Source organism: Paenibacillus tyrphae (assembly GCF_024158745.1).
Taxonomy (GTDB): Bacteria; Bacillota; Bacilli; order Paenibacillales; family NBRC-103111; genus Paenibacillus_G; species Paenibacillus_G tyrfis_A.
Genome location: NZ_JAMZAW010000012.1, coordinates 181,355 through 199,694, shown reverse-complemented (window position 1 = coordinate 199,694; position 18,340 = coordinate 181,355). Strand labels below are relative to the sequence as shown.

Here is an 18,340-nt window from a genome sequence, read left to right as displayed (position 1 = left end):
AGCAATGCGGGAGGTGCATCCATGTTTCAGCTTCAACGTTCCTGGATCGGTTCTTTAATCGCCTGTCTTCTGGGCTCGGCTCTGATCGCGTCGAGCTTCAATCTGTTCTTGATCCCCCATCAGTTACTCAGCGGCGGCATTTCCGGCGTATCCATGCTGGTTGGTTATTTTACGGATTGGAATATTTCGCTCTTGTTTCTTATCTTTAATGCGCCGCTGCTGATCTGGGGGCTGCTGACGCTCGGACGCAAATTCATCATTTTGAGCGTCGTTTCGGTTGTACTGACGACTTGGTTCATGCAGCTGATCCCTACGATGACTGTCAGCAAGGACTTAATTATGTCTTCCGTTGCCGGAGGCGTGCTGGTCGGGATCGGAACTGGTATTTCAATGCGGGTGGGCGGATCGACCGGCGGCTTTGACATCATCGCTTCTATCCTCACGCGCAAACGGGATTTTTCGCTTGGCACGTCTCTGTTCGGTCTGAACGGCATTGTCATCGTGGCCCTCGGCTTTTTCAAAAACAACTGGGACCTCGCCCTGTACTCCATGCTGTCCATGTTCATTACAGGCAAAATCATCGATACGATTCATATCCGGCATTTGAAAGTAACCGTCTTCATCATCACCAAGAAAAAGGATTTGCTCCTGAAAAAAATGCAAAAGCTCAAGCGAGGCGTCACGGTCATCGATACCGAAGGAGCATATACGAAGGAACCGCAGCATATGCTGATGACGGTGACGACGCGCTATGAATTGAACGAGCTGCAAAACCTGGTGCGCCAATGGGATCCGCAGGCTTTCGTCAACATCACCGAAACCGTGGGCGTCATGGGGTTATTCCGCCGCTCCGATCGGAGCGAACAAGGCAATTAAGCAATATTTCCGGTACATAGAACTTCAGAAATATGCTATACTGGAGGAGTAATTTCATACCGTTTTTCCAAGGCTTAACCTGAATTACTCGTAAGTCCTGATCTCTAAACAACAGATGACGGGAAGGGTGATGCTTGTGGAAACCGTAAAGTTGGCAACCATTGTCATGAGGCTGACGCCGGAGTTGTATCCATTCCTTAAGAAACGCGAGCTCGAATCGGAGATCGTGCTGCGCAATGGGCTGGAAGCTCTCGAAACAGAGGATGCCATGGAAATTATTCAATACAGCATTTCGGAACATCAAAAGGACGCTTTCCTTCATTGAATGAGTAAAGCGTCATAACCAGTATAAGACCGCTCTTCGGCCTCCGCTACGGTGGCAGGAAGAGCGGTCTTGTTTTATGCCCTTATTCGGAAGGCAGCTGCAATCCGCGGGATAAGCTGCGGTACTCCGTGGGCGCGATGCCGACCGATTTTTTGAAGTTTTTGGATAGATGAAAAAGGTCGTGAAAGCCTGTCGCCTGCGCCACCTCGCCGATGGTCATGTCGGTCGAACCGATGAGCTGCTTCGCTTTTTCGAGGCGGCGCTCGTAGATGTACGTCATCGGTGTCGTCCCGAGCTGGCGCTTGAAGAAACGCACGAAATAATTGGGATGGTGATGCACGATGTCGGCCAGCTCCGCAATCGTCATTTCCTCGGCCAAACGCGCGTCAATGTAGTCCAGCACCTCGCCAAGCTTACTGTGACGGAACGATAATCCTGTCTGCTCCTCCTGCCTCAATACCGCCTGCTCCAGATAGCAGGCAATGACGTTCAACAACGCAGCCTCGATCCGGATCGACCTAGTCGGTCCTTTCTTCATGCTATGCTCGTCCGCCAGTCTCTCGAACAGGGCAATCGCTTCGGAAGGCTCCTGTGCCGTCATACAAAAGGGCAGCTTGAACAACGAAAACAACCCCGCCCAATTCAAATCGGACATAAAATGGCACCAATACATCGTATACGTCCGGGCCGGATCGGTAACCGAGAACGATTGCACCAACCCTGCCGGAGCAAAAACAAGCTGCTCCGGCAGGGGGAACAGCTCCTGCCCGCCGACCGTCATCCGCCCTTCCCCTTCGCAGATGTAATAGATTTTGCTGTACGCGGGGGTGAACGGCTTTTGAATCCAGTCGGGATTGCATTTGCTCCGTCTAGCGTTGAGCAATTCCGTCTTCATATCCGTCAGCAAATGGCTGAGCAGCGAAAAATCCGGTTCGTTGTTTGACATCGCAGCACCTCGAAGAGCGTAACTTGACGGTTTAACAAAAAGGTTAATTTCGTACAAATAAGCGTTAACCGCATCCATAGGGATTATAACATATGCCGGGTACAATGGGAGTAAGCAACGCGGTACCGATGTGACCGCGAACGGATGGAGGCTTCTCGATGGTCAAACGGGATATGTATATGGATAATGCGGAAGCGGAAGCGGCCGATCGGGCGACCCCTCTCTCGCCGGGGGAAGAGCTGCAGGACCGCAGGCTGGCTTGGTGGCGGGAGGCGCGCTTCGGCATGTTTATCCACTGGGGATTGTATTCGCTGCTGGGCGGCGTCTGGAAAGGCCGGACGGTGCCTGGCGCCTACGGGGAGCATATTATGCTGCGCGGGCAAATTCCGGTCAAGGAATACGAGCGGCTCGCGGAGGCGTTCAACCCGGTCCGCTTCAATGCGGAAGCCTGGGTACGTGCCGCCAAGGATGCCGGTATGAAATACATCGTAATCACGGCGAAGCATCACGACGGCTTTGCCTTGTACGACTCCGCCGCAGACGATTTCAATATTGTCAAGCGCTCCCCTTTCGGCCGCGACCCGATGAAAGAATTAGCCGACGCATGCCGCAAGGAAGGGATAAAGCTGTGCTTCTATTACTCCCACTCGATGGATTGGCATCACCCCAATTCCCAAGGCAACACGCATGACTATCCGAATAATATCGGCGCATGGGCCCCTTTGGAGTCGTGGGTGAACGATGAGGACAAATTTACGCGGTATGAGCGGTATTTGGAAGAAAAGGCGCTGCCGCAGGTCCGGGAGCTGCTGACCGGCTACGGCGACGTCGCCATCGTATGGTTCGATTGCGGGCATAAGGTGACCGACGAGCAGGGACAACGGTTTGTCGATACGGTCCGCAGCCTGCAGCCGGATTGCCTAGTGAACCGCCGCGTGCGCCGGGACGGCTTCGGGGATTACGGCAATTCCGGGGACAATCAGCTGCACATCCGGATCAACCGCAAAGACTGGGAATCGATCCACACGATGAACGATTCGTGGGGCTACAAGAAAACGGACCACAATTGGAAATCCGTGACAAGCATTCTCCACAACATGATCGACGTGTTCAGCTTGAACGGCAACTATTTGCTGAACGTAGGCCCGACCCCGGAAGGCGAATTCGACGAACCGTCAAAGCATATTTTGAACGAAATCGGACAATGGCTGAACATAAACGGCGAAAGCGTGTACGGAACGACCGGAAGCCCGCTCGGCAAGCCGCAGTGGGGGCGCTGCACGACAAAGGACGGGCTCCTCTATCTTCATGTATTTGAATGGCCCGCGAGCGGACGGCTGATCGTTCCGGGGCTGAGCAACGACATCTTAAGCGCGTACCTGCTGGCTGATCCGCAGCGGCGCCCGCTTGCCCATGCCCGCTTGAACGCAGAGGACGTGCTGATCGAGGTGCCTGCGGAGCCGCTTGACCCGATCGTCACCGTTATCGTTGTCGAATACGAAGGCGCGATTGACGCCAATCCGGTGAAACGGTTGCTGGAGCACGATTATGTGAACCGGTTCGGCGCCTTCGACGGCGACATCCAAGGCAGCGAACTGCGTTACGATACCGGCAAAAGAGGCCACGACGTCGTAACGAACTGGGTCAATCCTACGGATTCTATCGAGTGGACGTTTCGCGCAGAGACGCCTGGAGCCTGCCGGATAACGGTCGTTTACGGAGCGGCGGAAGGCGAAGCCGGGGGCACGTACAGCGTAGAGTTGCGCGGACAACGGCTTCAAGGAAAGGTGCAGCCGAAGGGCGGCTGGTACGATTTCGGAAGCGCGGAGCTTGGAACGGTGCGCATTCCCGAACCGGGCACCTACACGCTAACGGTCAAGCCGGATGCGATAACCGGCACGGCGCTGATGAATTTGAAGGAAGTGCGGCTTACCTTCTTGAACGAACAAGAGGCTTGATTTATTTTCTTAAAAATTTTTTAAGGACTGTCCTAAAATCGTTGTCTTTTTGTAACAAAAATGTGTTATAGTACAATTAAATAAATGGTATGATTAGATCATACCATTTCGGAGGTGTACTTACACTATGGGAGCATTATCCCCTTGGCACATCATTTTGATCGCTCTCGTCGCTCTGCTTTTGTTCGGACCGAACAAGCTTCCGGAGCTCGGACGCGGTTTCGGCAAAATGTTCCGCGAATTTAAAGATGCAACGTCAGGCAACGGCGGCCGTTCCGACGACAATCCTCCGGAGCCCGAAGCCCCGAAAAAAGAATTGGCGGCTCCTGCGGCTTCGTCGGCAAGCGAACCCGTTCAGCCGACAGCGAATAAATAATTCCATTGTAATGAAACCATCTGTCCGATCAGGCCGGATGGTTTTTTTTGCGGTAATACGCATGTGTACCGAGCAGCAGCACCGCAGCGATACAAGCCATCCCCGCTCCCATGTAATACATGTACGAGCCGCCCCACTCGTCTTTGATCCAGCCTCCGACCGAACCGCCGACAATGCCCGCAAGCCCCAGAAACACCATGGACAGCATCGACTGGCCCGTAGATTGCAGCTCTTGCGGCACGAGCCGGACGACATATTGCACCGAAACGATCCAAAAGGCAGCGAACGTAATACAATGCGTCGCTTGTAATAACATCAATACGGACGGGTCCGATACCCAGCCATACAACAGCCAGCGAATCGTGTACAGCACCGCGACGATCCCCAGCAGCGCCAGCTCGTGAAACCGGTGCATATAGCGGCCAAGCAGCGCGAAGGTCGGAATTTCCGCCCCTGCCGCGAGCGCCCAGGCCCATCCGGCCATCGAATCCGTTGCCCCCAAATCTTTCAAATACAGGACGAACAGCCCGTCATTCATCCGGTGCGGCACCATGAGCACGAAGATCAGCAGCAGAAACCATAGGAACGGCTTGTTTCCGAACAAGCTGCCCAGCGCCTTGATCGAAATGCGTTCTCCCGTTCCTTTCTCGTCTTTAAGAAACACGAGCAGTACAAAAGGCAGCACCCAGATGCTCCAATACACATAAGGAATGCTGTTCATCCCGCCTAAGGCGTCCAATACATAACCGGACGATAGCGCCAGCAGCGTAAATCCCATCGAGCCCCACATCCGGATCGAACCGTAGCTTTTCCCGGCTTGCAGCGCGGATTTAATCGACACCGTGTCGAGCAGCGGCACCGACGATTGCATAAAGAAGTACAGCAGCAGCATAAAGAGCAGCGCAAGGGTGTACCCGCTCGTTTCGAAAATGCCGATGCTCGACAATACCGTCATGACCCACAGCCCGAAGATGATCGTCTTCAGCGTCTGATAGCGGTCACTCAAATAGCCCCAGATCGGCTGGGCGAAGATCGTCACAAACGGCCCGATCATCATAAGCAGTCCGATCTGCGAGGAAGAGTAGCCTTTTCCTTCGAAGTAAAGGGGCAGAAACGGCAGGAGGACAGCAGTGGTCGCATAGTATGAAAAGTTCAGACCCCGCAGCGTCCAGATTTGTTTGTTCATCCGGCACCGGTCCTTTTTTGATGTGTCGTTTAAAATCTATCAAAGCTCTCTATCGGATTGCCGACTCTTTTATTATAATGATAGATATCAAACTAGCAAGGAGAGACTGATCCATGGAACTTTTATTGGCCGCGTTCCTCATGGCCTGGGGGGGCGTCAGCGCCGATCATCCTGATGCGACGTTCGAGCAGGTGGCCCAAGCTTCGATTGACTCCAAAACTGCCGTCGCCCAGCAGCCTTCCCCAGACGGGAATCTGTTCGACCGGCTGACTCCGGTGGACAAGAAGGACCCGCAGAAAGATGCGCCGAAGGTCAAAGGCATCTACGTCACAGCGCACAGCGCAGGCGGCTCGCGTATGAATACGCTGCTGAAATTGATGGACGAAACCGAGTTGAATTCGATGGTCATCGACCTGAAGGACGACTGGGGGTACATAACGTACGATACCGGCAATCCGGAACTGAACGCGATGGAGACGACGCAAAAAATTATTACCGACATGCCGAAGCTGATGAGTATGCTGCAGGAGCATCAGGTATACCCGATTGCCCGCATCGTCGTATTCAAAGACACCATACTGGCAAAAAAACGGCCTGATCTGTCTTTTGTGAATCCGGACGGTTCCGTCTGGGGCAACGGCAAAAATCCGCCGGACAGCTTCGTGAACCCGTACAAGAAAGAAGTGTGGGACTACAATATCGCGATTGCGAAAGAGGCGGCTAAGGCAGGCTTCAAGGAAATTCAGTTCGATTACGTCCGGTTCCCGGAAGGCTTCGAGAAGCGGGCCGATTCGCTGAAGTACGATAAAGACGAGCGTTCCCGTATCGAAGCGGTTGCCGAATTCGTGAAGTACGCCCGGGAGCAGCTCACCCCTTTGGGAGTCCGGGTATCGGTTGACATCTTCGGCTACGCCGCTTCCGTACCGGCCGCCGAAGGCATTGGCCAAGACTTCCAAAAAATATCCCAGAACGTTGACGTCATCTGCCCGATGATTTATCCAAGCCACTATTCAAACGGTTGGTTCGGAGCCAAGGTGCCGGATGCCGCACCATACGTAACGATCAACGGGGCGATGAAGGATACCGCCAAGAAGCTTGATCCGCTGCAATCTCTGAAGCCGGTCGTCCGGCCATGGATTCAAGATTTCACCGCCACTTGGGTACCCGGTCACGTCCGTTACGGCAAAAAAGAGATCGAAGAGCAAGTACGTGCGCTGAAAGATAACGGCACCGAAGAGTTCCTGCTATGGAACGCCGTCAATACGTATACGCCGGATGTCGATTACAAGTAAAAAGCCTTACTTGCGAGATGAGTGAAAAGCCCGCTTCCTTCCATCGAAAGAAGCGGGCTTTTACATTTGTACAAAAGGTCAGGCCGTGCCGCTGCTGCGGCTTCGCACGCCCAGATTCGGGAGCTGCCAGTCGATCCCTGCGCTACCGATGCTTCGCAGAAAATCGTTGACCTGCGAGAACGGCCGGCTGCCGAAAAAGCCGCGATGCGCCGATAGCGGGCTCGGATGAACGGACCGTACGATGAAATGGCGCTGCTCGGTAATCAGCTGCATTTTTTGCTGGGCAGGGCTTCCCCAGAGAACGAATACGATCGGCTTCTCCCGTTCGTTCAACAGCGAAATGACACGGTCCGTGAACGTCTCCCAGCCTTGCCCTTTGTGGGAATGCGCTTCGCCCTGCCGCACGGTAAGCACCGTGTTCAGCAGCAGCACGCCCTGCTCGGCCCAAGGCACCAGGCAGCCGTTATCGGGGATCGAGCAGCCAAGGTCGCTTTGCAGCTCTTTGAAGATGTTTTGCAGCGAAGGCGGTGCCGGGATTCCGGGCTTAACCGAGAAGCTCAGGCCGTGAGCTTGTCCCGGGCCATGATACGGGTCCTGTCCGAGAATGACCACTTTGGTATCCGCATAGGAAGTATAATGAAGGGCGTTGAAAATATCGTGCATATCCGGGTATACCGTACGCGTGGCATACTCCTGCTTCAAAAACGATCTCAGCCGGTGATAATAAGGCGCCTGAAACTGGTCTTCCAGCAAAGGAGCCCAATCGTTCTGCAATATCGCCGCCACGGCGGCCTCACTCCCCTTTCATTCCCGATTATTTCCGAAACGTCGAAGCCATTTGTGCGAAATAGCCGACGGTCTTCAGCACGCGCTCCCGCGTCTTGGCATCTTCCGGCTCGCCCTCCGGCGTAAAGCTGCGCTGGGCTCCGCCGATGGAGATCCATTCCGGGCAGTTGATGCCGTGCAGGTTGCGCACGATGGTCTGCAGCTGCTGCAGCGAGCTGACGCCGACGGCTCCCCCGGCCGAGCTGACCGACAGCGTTACCTTGCCGTCGAAGTGATCGAAGCCGGTAAAATCGAGCGCGTTTTTCAAGACGCCCGACATGCTCCCGTGATATTCCGGCGTCGCGAGCACGATGCCATCGGCTTCCAGCAGACGCTGTCTCAGCTCGACGATATTCGCATCCGTCTGATCGAGGTCCCCGTTGTAGAACGGCAGCGGCTTCTCATACAAATCGAACTGCGTAACCTGGCACTGCTTTTCTTCAAGCAGCCGCGCAATGTACCGGCACAGCTGCGTGCTCGTAGCATCTTTACGGTTACTTCCCGCAATAATCGTAATTTTCATCGTTTGACTGCTCCTTTGCTTCCTATAATGTTCACTGCTCTTTGCTCTCAATCACATAACCTGCGACGACAACGCGGATGGGCTGCTCCTGCAATTCGACTTCCAGCTTGTATATGTACACCGCAGTTGCCTCCTCATCCTGTCAAAATGGACCGCTCCCCCATCCTACCGAAATCGGCCGGAAGAAGCAAGTGCCTAGGGAGTGATGCCGCTTCTCGATTTGAATGAATTAGAGACAAATTAAAGATTTGAAGAAGCAAAATAAAATGCATAATATGGAAATATAAACCATGATATCACGGAGGGAAAGCAATGAATTCATTTGTGAAAAAGGCAAAAGCATGGTGTCTGTCTCTTTTATGTTGTTCCGTTCTGTTAGCCGGGGCAGCAGGGCTCACTACCGAAGCCCAGGCTTCCTCAAATCTGCAAATGAGATCCGTATTGGTCTATACGGGCTCGAACCAACCGGAATACAAGACCGAGGATATTGTCAATTTATCCAAAGGCGCGGACCATTTCATTATCGTAACGACCAAAACGACCGCAACTTCAGCGGATGTAACAGATTTCGCCAATCAGGCCAGTAAAATCGTCGCGGCCAATCCCCAAGCCAAGCTTTGGATCTCCACCCCGTCACGAAACTCGACCAGCAGCGCAAGCACATACGATGCCTCCATTACCGGATTTCTTGATGCGGTTAAAAAGGCCATCGGACAAGCCAATTGGGACAAGCATGTGAAAGGCGTCTATATCAACTTCGAAAACATTTATTTGGACGGACCCGACACCGGCACGAAATATACCGGGGCGAACTGGACCAAAACGCTGCAAAGCAACATGAACGATAATACTGTAGTCAAAACGATGAGGTCGATCAAGCAATGGGCCAAAAACAACGGCAGCCTCAATGTGGCATGGGCTCCGTATGTAACTCCTCATAACGATCAATTGAAACGTCTTGCTTACGTCATTAACGAAAATATCGCCGATGTCGTTTTACTTCAGCCGCATTACTATTTTGACGGAAACAAAGTACCGCTGCTGGTTGTGGACAAAAGCATAACAAACGGGTACTTGAGCTACACGGACGGCAAGCCGATTATTCCTGCCAACGATAGTTATATCAAGCTCCGAAGCGCAAACATCGGCGTCGACATGGAAATCGACGGTGACGCAAGCAAGCCCGATAGATATAACTTATACAAGGAATATGAAACGACCTTCCGCAAACATAGCAATAAGCCGTTTACCTACTACATGGGCAGCGCTACGCAGATGAACTACAAGTCATACGCCGGAAAACGGCTTTGGGAGCATTTGGTCGAGTTTTATACTTCCATGTAACGTTCGCCAGCATTTCCAAGCCTTGCATCCCCCGGCAGCGATTCGCTACAATACAACTAATATACTTCGTCATCCATATGAGGGGGAGAAGCCTGTGCTTGCCATCGGGACCAAGGCTCCGGCATTTGCCGCAGAAAGCACGCAAGGTGCGGTCCGGTTAGCCGATCACCTGGGGAAACGGCCGATTGTGCTTATTTTTTATCCGAAGAACAATACGCCCATCTGCACGAAGCAGCTTTGTGCGGTTCGCGATTCCAAGGCCCAGTATGCCGATTATGATGCGCTGGTGCTGGGCGTCAATCCCGGTTCGCTCGAAGAGCACCGGCAGTTCTCGCAAAAGTTCGGCTATGACTTTCCGCTTGTCACCGATTCCGGAGAGACGATCCGCCAGCTGTACGATGTAGGCCAGACGTTATTCGGTCTGCTTGGGCAGCAGCGCATCGTCTATGTCATCGGTCAGGACGGCACAATCCGGTATGCGGCAAGAGGAAACCGTCCTACCGCTGAAATTGTGGCCGTGTTAGCCCAGACTCGGAATAAGTCCTAACGTATGAAAAAAAACATGCAGCCTTCCGCCCACGGAAGACTGCATGTTTTTTGTGCTTTTATTGGGATAACCGTTTCGAAAGCTCGTATAATTCCATATTGAATTGTTTTTTGGTATGCACGACTTTATCGATATCGGTCGCAACAAGCTCGCCTTTGACCATTCCGCATGCCTTGCCGGAATCTCCTGCGATCAGTCGGCGTACGGCGAAATCGCCGAGGCTGCTAGCCAGAATCCGGTCGTTGTGCGTAGGCGTACCGCCCCGCTGAATATGTCCAAGCACGGTCACCCGCGGCTCGATTCCGTTGCGCTTCATAATTTCCGCCGAGATATTTTCCCCTTTGCCTACACCCTCGGCCACGATAATGATACTGTGACGCTTTCCTTGGGAGAAGTTTTCCGTCATGCGATTGGCGATTTCGTCCAGATCGTACGGCACCTCGGGCACCAGAATCGTCTCCGCTCCGCTGGCCAGGCCGGCATAGAGGGCGATATCTCCGCAGTGGCGGCCCATGACCTCAACAATGGACGAGCGTTCATGAGAGCTCATCGTATCCCGAATCTTATTGATCGCATCGACAACGATGCTGACCGCCGTATCAAACCCGATGGTGAAATCGGTGAACGGGATGTCGTTATCGATCGTTCCCGGCAGCCCCATCGTTTTAATTCCGAGCTTGCTCAGCTTGTTCGCGCCTTGATACGAACCGTCCCCGCCGATAACGACAAGCCCGTCGATTCCGCGCTTGCGCAGGTTGTCCGCGGCGAGCTGCTGCCCTTCCGGCGTGACGAACTCCTTACAGCGTGCCGTTTGCAGAATCGTTCCGCCGCGCTGAATGATGTCGCCGACGCTGCGCAGGTCCATCTCGCGGATATCGTCGTTGATCAGCCCGGAGTAACCGCGCTGCACGGCGAATACTTCAAGACCGTGATACAAGCCGCTGCGCACGACGGCGCGAACGGCCGCGTTCATCCCCTGGGAATCGCCGCCGCTCGTGAGTACCGCAATTTTTTTTACAGACATGGTGGTTCCTCCTCGTCATCTTGACTGTCTCTTTAATTGTATATAGAATCAAGAGGTTTTGCGGATCCAAATACTGTTAATGAAGAAAAACAAGCGCATGAGCGGACTGTCCTTCATCAACTTCCGGGATATCGTCTTCACTTGCCGCTGCTTGCTGACTTTAGGATCAGACAAGTACAGCGCCAGCAGTCCTTCGATAATCATCCGGTGAAATCCCGGATGCTCGAGCTGTTCCGACTTGCTCTTCGCCTCCTCCACAATGAAGGCGATGCGTTCGACGGTCCGATCCATATTATCGTAGTAGCTGCAGAAATTAAGATCGCCGCCGGCCAGATCTTCCTCTTGGTCTATCAAATAATCAAGCAAAATGTGAAGTCCGCAAATGTACGGAAAGTACGCCTCGTGAATTTGCCGGACCGTTTCCGGCTGCAGCTTCGGATCGGAAGCAGCCAAAAACAACATGAAAACGCCAAGCGTCGATCCCGTAGCAGCGGCAAATTCATTCCACGCGACCGCCGGAAACCGTCCCCGGTGCTTCTCCCACCAAGAAAGCAGCGCATCCTCGCGCAGCTCCCGATGAATGTGCTTATACACCTGCAGATCGCAGTACAGACCGACAAGCTCGCGCACCGAATCCGCTGCAAGCGGGTAAGAGGGCAGCAGCCGGAGGCTGGCTTGACATGTCTTGACCAGCTCGTTCAAATAACCGGCATCGTCCTTCTCTTCCCGGAATTCGTAATAATCGTGTAGCGGCTCCGCCGGATCGACCGCATCGAGCATCGATTGATGCAGACGCCGAAAATCTTCGGGATCGAGCGAAGTGCTCCGGTCGCACAAGTTATCCAAGTAATCGCTGATCGTCTGAAAAGCGACGATCAGCGGAATGAGCACATGACGCATGGGCAGATTCGCTACGGCATAGACCGAGCCGCCTTCGCAGTGGAACTGCTTGCTGGTCATGCTAGCGATCGCTTGCTTTCGGAGCTCGGGATCAGGCATCGCTTCGGCTTTGTCCCGCCAGTGGCGAAGCTGCTCCCGCACCTCCGGCAGCGCATAGCGATACACGCGCAGCATAAGTCCAATCGGGCGTTGGGGCACATCGGCTGACGAATTACGGCGACTCAAGCAACGATCCTCCGCCTCCGCTTTGGACATAGCCGTATTCGAGAAGCAGGCGCATCTCAAGCCATTGGATATGCTTCAGCATCTCCTCGGCCTGCTCGTCCCGTGTCCGGGTGACGTGCCGCTCGACCAGCTCGTTAAACGCGCAGGGATCCCAACCGGACCCGGATGCCCACTCCTCCAGCCTTTCCCTGAACGCCGTATTGTTAATGCCCTGCAGGTCTGCCGTCCGCACGTAACCATAGGCCCGCTCGGCGAGCTCCGCATAAATCGGTAGGCTGCGCGCCATGCGAAACCAATAGGCGGCGTTAGGATAATCGCCTTCCATCCGGTGCATGATTCCGTGCCAGTAGCTGCCGGCATGATTATGAATTTCCTGGGATAGCGCATGCGATTTCTCCAGGCTCTCGTTAAACAAATGCAGCCCCGCTTTTACCGTGAGCGCATAGGTTTTCCGTTCCCCTTCGATGGCGTCCAGCGACAGCTTTCCGATCTTGATATCGGCCAAGTCGTCGAGCTCTTCGTCGGGATACAACGAAGGTTTATGCGACGTCAGCTGCGCTGCGAGCCTGCCTAGACTATCGGTCCAACTCAAGCTTACAACCTCCTTCTGCGTACCGTGTTGCCATTCCATAGCATTGCATGCATCGGGGTTCCCCCCATTATATTCGGTAATGGGCCGCGCAATCAGTGATGAACCGCACGATCGGGCATGTCCTGATGAACCCGGAACCATAAGTGCAGCTCGTTGATCGTGCTGGCCAGATCGGCGATTTCGCTGTTCAGGCGGCAGGACGTCGGAAAATGCTCCTCCACATTGAGCTGCTCCTGCTTCGCGATAATGACCCGTTCCAATTGCTTGATCCGATCGGGAATGCCGCCGCGGATTTCCTCCCAGCGCAGAAGCATCTCCGCTTGTTCCTGCTGGCTGTAGTCCTCAAAGTCCTGTTCAAGACGGGGCAGCGGAATGCCGAGACGTTCGTCCAGCTCAAACGCGTAAGTCATCTCCGTTTCCACCTTTCTTACCTTTCTTGATTATGCAAAAGGCACGCACCGTTTGATCGATCCGTTTATCTATATAAATGTATCACGAACGATGAGCCGCTTCCAGTAGGTACGTAAATTTTTCTCCCTTGACTCCCCTATCCATGTTATAATGTTTGGCATGTGAAAAGAGGGAAGTCAACATGAACGATATGCAGCAAACCCGCATTACGTTTCGGCAGCTGCTCGCCTTCTTTGTTCCCCTCGGAATGTCGGCGAGCCTTGTTACGATCTCCCATGTCATCATTAACAGCACGCTGGCGCGCGCGGCCTCTCCCGAGATTGTCATCGCTAGCTACGCCCTGCCGATGAGCATTCTGGGCATTACCGAGAGACCCGCGGTCCTGCTGCGGCAGACGTGCTCCGCTTTGGTGCGCGACCGCCTCTCGTTCCGCGCTTTGACGGCGGTCAGCCTTTATGTTCTCGGGGCCATCTTCCTCGTCGGCGCATTGATCAGCTACACCCCCGTCGGACCGTGGGTGTTTTTGCGTTTGTTCGGGGTCGATGCTTCCATGGTCAAGCCGATGGTAGAAGTGTACCGCGTCTTGATGTTCGTTAGCATTTTTTCGGGAATCCGCTGCATGTTTCACGGCATTATTATTTACAACATGCGGACCAAATGGCTGACGATCGGCATGGCGATCCGGCTTGCCGGAATGTACGCGCTCTCGCTCTATTTTATACGAACCGGCGTCACCAGCGGAACGGTCGGCGCGGTCATCTTCCTGACGGGCATGGTCATCGAAGCCGCCGTGAGCCTCTGGGAAGGAAGGGCTTTGTTAAAAAACGAAATTCCGGAGAAGCAGCCGGACCATCCGATCGAGAAGCCTTCGCAGATTTTCCGGTTTTACCGTCCGCTGCTGTTTTCTTCGGTCATTGCGGTCATTTCGGGACCGGCGATCAACGCCTTTCTCGGAAAAACGACGGATTTGAAGCTGTCCATCGCCTCGTTTGCAATCGCCGCCAGCCTCACGAACCTGGTGCAAAGCTTTTTTTCCTACGTGCATCAGATTGTGCTGAACTTTTACCGCAAGGATGCGGCTTCCGTGGTCCGCTTCACCCTGCTTCTCTCGCTCATCCCGAGCCTGCTGATCGCCTTACTCGCTTATACGCCGGTCGGACCTTGGTTCATGCAGCACGTAATGGGCGTTAACGAGCGGTTAATGCAGGCGAGCCTGTCGACGCTGCGCGTCTTTATGCTGATGACATTCGTGTTCCCGTGGCTCGATTTCGGCAACGGACTGCTGATGCTGCGCAGTCAGACGAAGGTGATGGTCTGGTCTCAGGCCGCAAACGTGTGCGTTACGCTGCTGGTTCTTGTGCTGTGCATCGCCCGGGCTCCAGGCTGGAACGGCATGATCGGCGCCCTGGCTCAATCGCTCGGCGTCGCGGCGGAAGCAGCGGTCGTCTGGGCCGTGCTGCGCTCGGCTCTGCGGGCGGACGAAGCCATTCCGCGGCCGCTGTCGGCTGCGAACCGAAAACCTAACGAATCGAGTGAAAGCTTATGAGTATGTCCAAACCCCCGCGCAACGAGGTCGTGCTGCGCAGTTTTACGTTTACGTATTACATGACGATGGCCGTGATCACGTCATTCTTTCCTTTATATTTCCAATCGAAAGGCTTTTCCACGCTGCAAATCGGACTTTTGTATTCGGTTGGGCCGATGATCGGGATCTTCTCGAACTTAGTTTGGGGTGTGGCCAGCGACAAGGTCCGCAGCGTGAAAAAGATTTTGAACGTCATTTTTATCGGGCAGCTGCTGATGGCGGCTTGGACGTTTCACACCGATACGTTCGGGCTTCTGATGGTGCTGATGGCCGCCTTCTTCTTTTTCCAGTCGCCGACCACCTCGCTCACTGACAGCTTGATTCTGCTTACCGTGAGCCGGAACGGCAAAAGCTACGCGTCCTTCCGCGTCTGGGGCTCGATCGGCTTCGCATTCGCCGCCCTCGTGTTCGGCCAGCTGCTCAAAAGCTACGGAGCGGGTCTGACCGTGGCGCTATGCCTCGGCACGATTGCCTGCTCCCTGCTGCTGTCGTTCCTGCTTACGGATACGCGGGACGCCAACGTGAAAAAGCCCGACTTTTCCGGGCTTCTCCCGATCGTCGGTTCCCGGTCTTTTCTCGCGTTCCTGCTTACGGTACTGACGGTGTCCATCGCCCACCGGATGAATGACGGCTTCCTCGCCTTGTTCTTGCAGCGGCTCGGTGGAGACCAATCCGTCGTCGGCTGGTCGTGGATGATGTCGGCGCTCAGCGAAATTCCGGTTTTCTTCCTACTCAGCAAATACGGGCACAAGCTGAAGGAGCTGCCGCTGCTGGCGCTCTGCTGTCTGGCTTATGCCATACGCTTCCTGCTCATGAGTCTGGTGGATAACCCGATGTGGGTCATTGCCATTCAGATGATGCATTCGATCACGTTCGGCATATTTTTGTTTACGACCATCCGGTACATTCAGAGCGTGGTCCCCGATCATTTCCGGGCCAGCGGCCAGGCGGTATTCGCGATTACGTGGTCCGGTCTGGCCGGGCTGCTCAGCGGCACGATCGGCGGTTGGGTGTTCAACAGCTGGAGCCCGCATGCCATGTATGCGGTCGGCTCCGTACTCTCGTTCGTCTCCATGCTCGGATTTCTTGTCCTGTACGCCAAAGCGAAGAACGTTGCGGCAGGGGCACAGCCAGATTCGTTGCAATAGCTGCAGGATTGGCCGTCTTGGCAAACGTCTATTACCAAGCGGACGTTCCGGCGGCTTTTTTTTGCCCGCGACTCTTAAAGTTTTCTTAACTTTTCATCTTTTTCCACTTCTGAATGGAACGGTCGTCTATACTGAATTAGAAAAATTCAACAACGGAGGGGTTATGTGCTTGCGGTAGAACATTTGTCACACAGCTTTCGCAGCGGCAGCGAGAACACGCCTGTCCTGCACGAAATTAACTTCCGGGTGGACAAAGGGGAAATGATCGCCCTGCTCGGCAGCTCCGGCTCTGGAAAGTCGACGCTGCTGAACCTGATGGCCGGCTTGATGAAGCCGACGTCCGGGAGCATCCTGATCAGCGGTCAGGCGATCGAGAAAATGAGTGAAAACCGGCTTGCGGAGTTCCGCCGGACACATATCGGCTTTATTTTTCAATCGTACGAATTGATTCCGCATTTGACCGTCCGCGAGAACGTCGAGCTGCCGCTTGTCTTCCAAGGCCTGCGCGGCAAGCATCGCCGGGAAAAAGCGGTGTCGCTGCTCACCAAGGTCGGCCTCGGGGAAAAGACCGAGATGTTCCCCTCGCAGCTGTCCGGCGGGCAGCAGCAGCGGGTCAGTATCGCCCGTTCGCTCATTACGCAGCCGGCTATCGTGTTCGCGGACGAGCCGACCGGGAACCTCGATACGAAGACGGAGAAAGAAATCATCGATCTGCTGATCGAATTGAACCAGACGCTCGGCATCACCTTCGTCATCGTTACCCACGAGCTGGAGGTCGCCAAGCGAACCCGGAGAGTCATTCAACTGCGCGACGGATACCTGGTCGAAGACGGCGCATGGGCAGGTGACGCGGAATGAAGCTGCTTGATTATTTCAAGCTCGGCTGGGACCAGCTCAAACGGCGCGTCGTCGTCACCCTGCTGTGTACGATGGGCATTGCCATCGGCTCGGCTTCCATCGTGGTCGCCCTCTCCTTCGGAGAGTCGATCAACCAATACAGCCGGAAGCAGATGAGCGTGTACCTGAAATCGGACGAGATTACGGTAACCAGCGGCGGCCGCGCCGAAGGAGCCGATCCGAACGATCCGAACAGCGCGAAGCCTTACGAGCTTACGAAAGCCAAGATCGGCATGATGCGCACATTCCCATATATTAAGGCACTGGCTACATACCGGACATTAAACCAGTTCGAATTTGAAGTGGACAGCAAAAAAGGCTATATCAACCAAATCTTCGCCACCGAGTTGGACACGCTGCCTGCTTTCGGCTATGAACTGCAGCAAGGCGGGCCTTCGGAGCAGGAGAACACGATTATTTTGAGCTACGGGGCGACGATGGGGCTGTTCGACAGCCAAATATCCAAAGTCCGCCAGCAGCAACTCCAGAGCATGAGCGAACGCGATGCCCGGAATGCTTGGCGGGAACAGCAGTATATCGCGTATCCCGTATATCAGAAGCAAATCGTGCTGAAGCCGCAGATTTTCCGCTCGAACGATGTCGGGGAAACGGTGGACATCCAAATTCCCGTCCGGGTCGTCGGCATCCTCAAGAAGCCGGAGGGCGTTCCCGACGATATGCTGATTCATCAAAAGACGGCGTTCGTATCGCCGGCGCTCGGCAAGCGGCTTCAGGAAGCGATCATTCAAATGAACGGCGGCAAGGTCAAGGAAGATAAAAACTCCTCGCAGACGGCCGAGTATAACGAAGTCAAAATTAAGGTGGACAGCAGCGCCCATGTCAAAGAGCTGGAATCGCTGCTCAAGAAGCTGAAGCTCACCGTGCAGACGAATCTTCACCGCGAGGAAAGCATGCAAAGCGAGCTGCTCATCGTCCGGCTGATCTTCGGCGGCGCCGGCATCTTTATTTTGTTCGTCGCCTCGATCTCGATCATCGTCGCCATGACGATGTCGACCTACCAGCGCAGGCGGCAGATCGGCATCATGAAGGTGCTGGGCGCCAACCTCGGCCAAATCCGCAACATGTTTATGGTCGAATCGGCGCTGCTCGGGCTGCTCGGAGGCCTGGTGGGTATTTTGGTGTCGTATTGGGTCATTTGGGGGATCAATATCGCCATCATGCAGTTTACGCCTCCAAGGTCGGGATCTCAGGCGGAAATATTGTTTATCAGTCCCTGGATCCTGCCGGTCGGTCTGTTCTTTGCCATCATGACCGGCGTGCTGTCCGGCATTTATCCGGCCATCAAAGCGTCGCGCACGGACGCGCTGACCGCCATCAAACGAGACTAAACGTTTAGGAG

19 protein-coding genes are annotated in these 18,340 nt (G+C 54.4%); 11 read left to right on the top strand and 8 right to left on the bottom strand.

Annotated elements, in window-relative coordinates:
* Positions 1 to 21: 21 nt before the first annotated feature.
* Both NI000_RS19505 and NI000_RS19500 read left to right on the top strand, forming a co-directional pair.
* Positions 22 to 876 (top strand): YitT family protein, encoded by an 855-nt coding sequence (locus tag NI000_RS19505; protein ID WP_253413115.1) that lies wholly within the window; start codon positions 22 to 24, stop codon positions 874 to 876.
* A 130-nt stretch (positions 877 to 1,006) separates the two neighbouring features.
* Positions 1,007 to 1,201 carry a hypothetical protein gene (locus NI000_RS19500; protein WP_036680096.1) on the top strand — a complete coding sequence of 65 codons (195 nt, stop codon included), beginning with the start codon at positions 1,007 to 1,009 and terminating at the stop codon, positions 1,199 to 1,201.
* Positions 1,202 to 1,283: 82 nt separating this feature from the next.
* Here the strand turns inward: NI000_RS19500 and NI000_RS19495 are convergent, their stop codons facing one another.
* Positions 1,284 to 2,147 carry an AraC family transcriptional regulator gene (locus NI000_RS19495; protein ID WP_253413114.1) on the bottom strand — a complete coding sequence of 288 codons (864 nt, stop codon included), beginning with the start codon at positions 2,145 to 2,147 and terminating at the stop codon, positions 1,284 to 1,286.
* A gap of 158 nt (positions 2,148 to 2,305) precedes the next feature.
* Between NI000_RS19495 and NI000_RS19490 the strand changes: the two genes are divergently transcribed.
* Positions 2,306 to 4,105 carry an alpha-L-fucosidase gene (locus NI000_RS19490; protein ID WP_253413113.1) on the top strand — a complete coding sequence of 600 codons (1,800 nt, stop codon included), beginning with the start codon at positions 2,306 to 2,308 and terminating at the stop codon, positions 4,103 to 4,105.
* A 127-nt stretch (positions 4,106 to 4,232) separates the two neighbouring features.
* Positions 4,233 to 4,481 (top strand): twin-arginine translocase TatA/TatE family subunit, encoded by a 249-nt coding sequence (gene tatA, locus NI000_RS19485; protein WP_054973572.1) that lies wholly within the window; start codon positions 4,233 to 4,235, stop codon positions 4,479 to 4,481.
* A gap of 28 nt (positions 4,482 to 4,509) precedes the next feature.
* On the opposite strand, the gene NI000_RS19480 is transcribed toward tatA, so the two are convergent.
* Positions 4,510 to 5,667 (bottom strand): MFS transporter, encoded by a 1,158-nt coding sequence (locus NI000_RS19480; RefSeq protein ID WP_253413112.1) that lies wholly within the window; start codon positions 5,665 to 5,667, stop codon positions 4,510 to 4,512.
* Between the two features lie 113 nt (positions 5,668 to 5,780).
* Between NI000_RS19480 and NI000_RS19475 the strand changes: the two genes are divergently transcribed.
* Positions 5,781 to 6,959 carry a putative glycoside hydrolase gene (locus tag NI000_RS19475; RefSeq protein WP_253413111.1) on the top strand — a complete coding sequence of 393 codons (1,179 nt, stop codon included), beginning with the start codon at positions 5,781 to 5,783 and terminating at the stop codon, positions 6,957 to 6,959.
* 78 nt (positions 6,960 to 7,037) lie between these two features.
* Here NI000_RS19475 and NI000_RS19470 read toward each other — a convergent pair whose 3' ends face one another.
* Both NI000_RS19470 and NI000_RS19465 read right to left on the bottom strand, forming a co-directional pair.
* Complete coding sequence (locus tag NI000_RS19470) at positions 7,038 to 7,745, bottom strand: uracil-DNA glycosylase (RefSeq protein ID WP_253413110.1); 708 nt, start codon at positions 7,743 to 7,745, stop codon at positions 7,038 to 7,040.
* A gap of 28 nt (positions 7,746 to 7,773) precedes the next feature.
* A complete protein-coding gene (locus tag NI000_RS19465; protein ID WP_253413109.1) occupies positions 7,774 to 8,307 on the bottom strand; it encodes an NADPH-dependent FMN reductase in 534 nt (177 codons plus the stop codon).
* Positions 8,308 to 8,736: 429 nt separating this feature from the next.
* On the opposite strand from NI000_RS19465, the gene NI000_RS19460 reads away from it, so the two are divergent.
* Together NI000_RS19460 and NI000_RS19455 are read left to right on the top strand one after the other, a co-directional pair.
* Positions 8,737 to 9,651: a DUF4855 domain-containing protein gene (locus NI000_RS19460; RefSeq protein ID WP_253413108.1), complete on the top strand. Its 915-nt coding sequence runs from the start codon at positions 8,737 to 8,739 to the stop codon at positions 9,649 to 9,651.
* A 94-nt stretch (positions 9,652 to 9,745) separates the two neighbouring features.
* Positions 9,746 to 10,198 carry a peroxiredoxin gene (locus NI000_RS19455; protein ID WP_253413107.1) on the top strand — a complete coding sequence of 151 codons (453 nt, stop codon included), beginning with the start codon at positions 9,746 to 9,748 and terminating at the stop codon, positions 10,196 to 10,198.
* Positions 10,199 to 10,256: 58 nt separating this feature from the next.
* Here NI000_RS19455 and pfkA read toward each other — a convergent pair whose 3' ends face one another.
* The 4 genes from pfkA to NI000_RS19435 form a co-directional block, all read right to left on the bottom strand.
* A complete protein-coding gene (gene pfkA / locus NI000_RS19450) occupies positions 10,257 to 11,222 on the bottom strand; it encodes a 6-phosphofructokinase (RefSeq protein WP_216797881.1) in 966 nt (321 codons plus the stop codon).
* Between the two features lie 48 nt (positions 11,223 to 11,270).
* Positions 11,271 to 12,296, bottom strand: coding sequence for a tetraprenyl-beta-curcumene synthase family protein (locus tag NI000_RS19445; RefSeq protein ID WP_010491453.1), 1,026 nt, complete (start codon positions 12,294 to 12,296; stop codon positions 11,271 to 11,273).
* Between the two features lie 37 nt (positions 12,297 to 12,333).
* Positions 12,334 to 12,939 carry a hypothetical protein gene (locus NI000_RS19440; protein ID WP_253413106.1) on the bottom strand — a complete coding sequence of 202 codons (606 nt, stop codon included), beginning with the start codon at positions 12,937 to 12,939 and terminating at the stop codon, positions 12,334 to 12,336.
* A 92-nt stretch (positions 12,940 to 13,031) separates the two neighbouring features.
* The gene (locus NI000_RS19435) at positions 13,032 to 13,349 is read right to left on the bottom strand and encodes a hypothetical protein (RefSeq protein ID WP_216797866.1); all 318 of its coding nucleotides are present in this window, start codon (positions 13,347 to 13,349) and stop codon (positions 13,032 to 13,034) included.
* A gap of 182 nt (positions 13,350 to 13,531) precedes the next feature.
* Here NI000_RS19435 and NI000_RS19430 point away from each other — a divergent pair, with 182 nt between their 5' ends.
* From NI000_RS19430 to NI000_RS19415, 4 genes are all read left to right on the top strand, one after another.
* The gene (locus NI000_RS19430; RefSeq protein WP_253413105.1) at positions 13,532 to 14,896 is read left to right on the top strand and encodes a multi antimicrobial extrusion protein MatE; all 1,365 of its coding nucleotides are present in this window, start codon (positions 13,532 to 13,534) and stop codon (positions 14,894 to 14,896) included.
* 2 nt (positions 14,897 to 14,898) lie between these two features.
* The gene (locus tag NI000_RS19425; protein ID WP_253413104.1) at positions 14,899 to 16,083 is read left to right on the top strand and encodes an MFS transporter; all 1,185 of its coding nucleotides are present in this window, start codon (positions 14,899 to 14,901) and stop codon (positions 16,081 to 16,083) included.
* Between the two features lie 165 nt (positions 16,084 to 16,248).
* Entirely contained in the window at positions 16,249 to 16,941 is a 693-nt protein-coding gene (locus tag NI000_RS19420; RefSeq protein WP_253413103.1) for an ABC transporter ATP-binding protein, read from the top strand.
* The gene (locus NI000_RS19415) at positions 16,938 to 18,329 is read left to right on the top strand and encodes an ABC transporter permease (RefSeq protein WP_253413102.1); all 1,392 of its coding nucleotides are present in this window, start codon (positions 16,938 to 16,940) and stop codon (positions 18,327 to 18,329) included. Before NI000_RS19420 ends, NI000_RS19415 begins: the two co-directional genes overlap by 4 nt.
* Positions 18,330 to 18,340 lie beyond the last annotated feature (11 nt).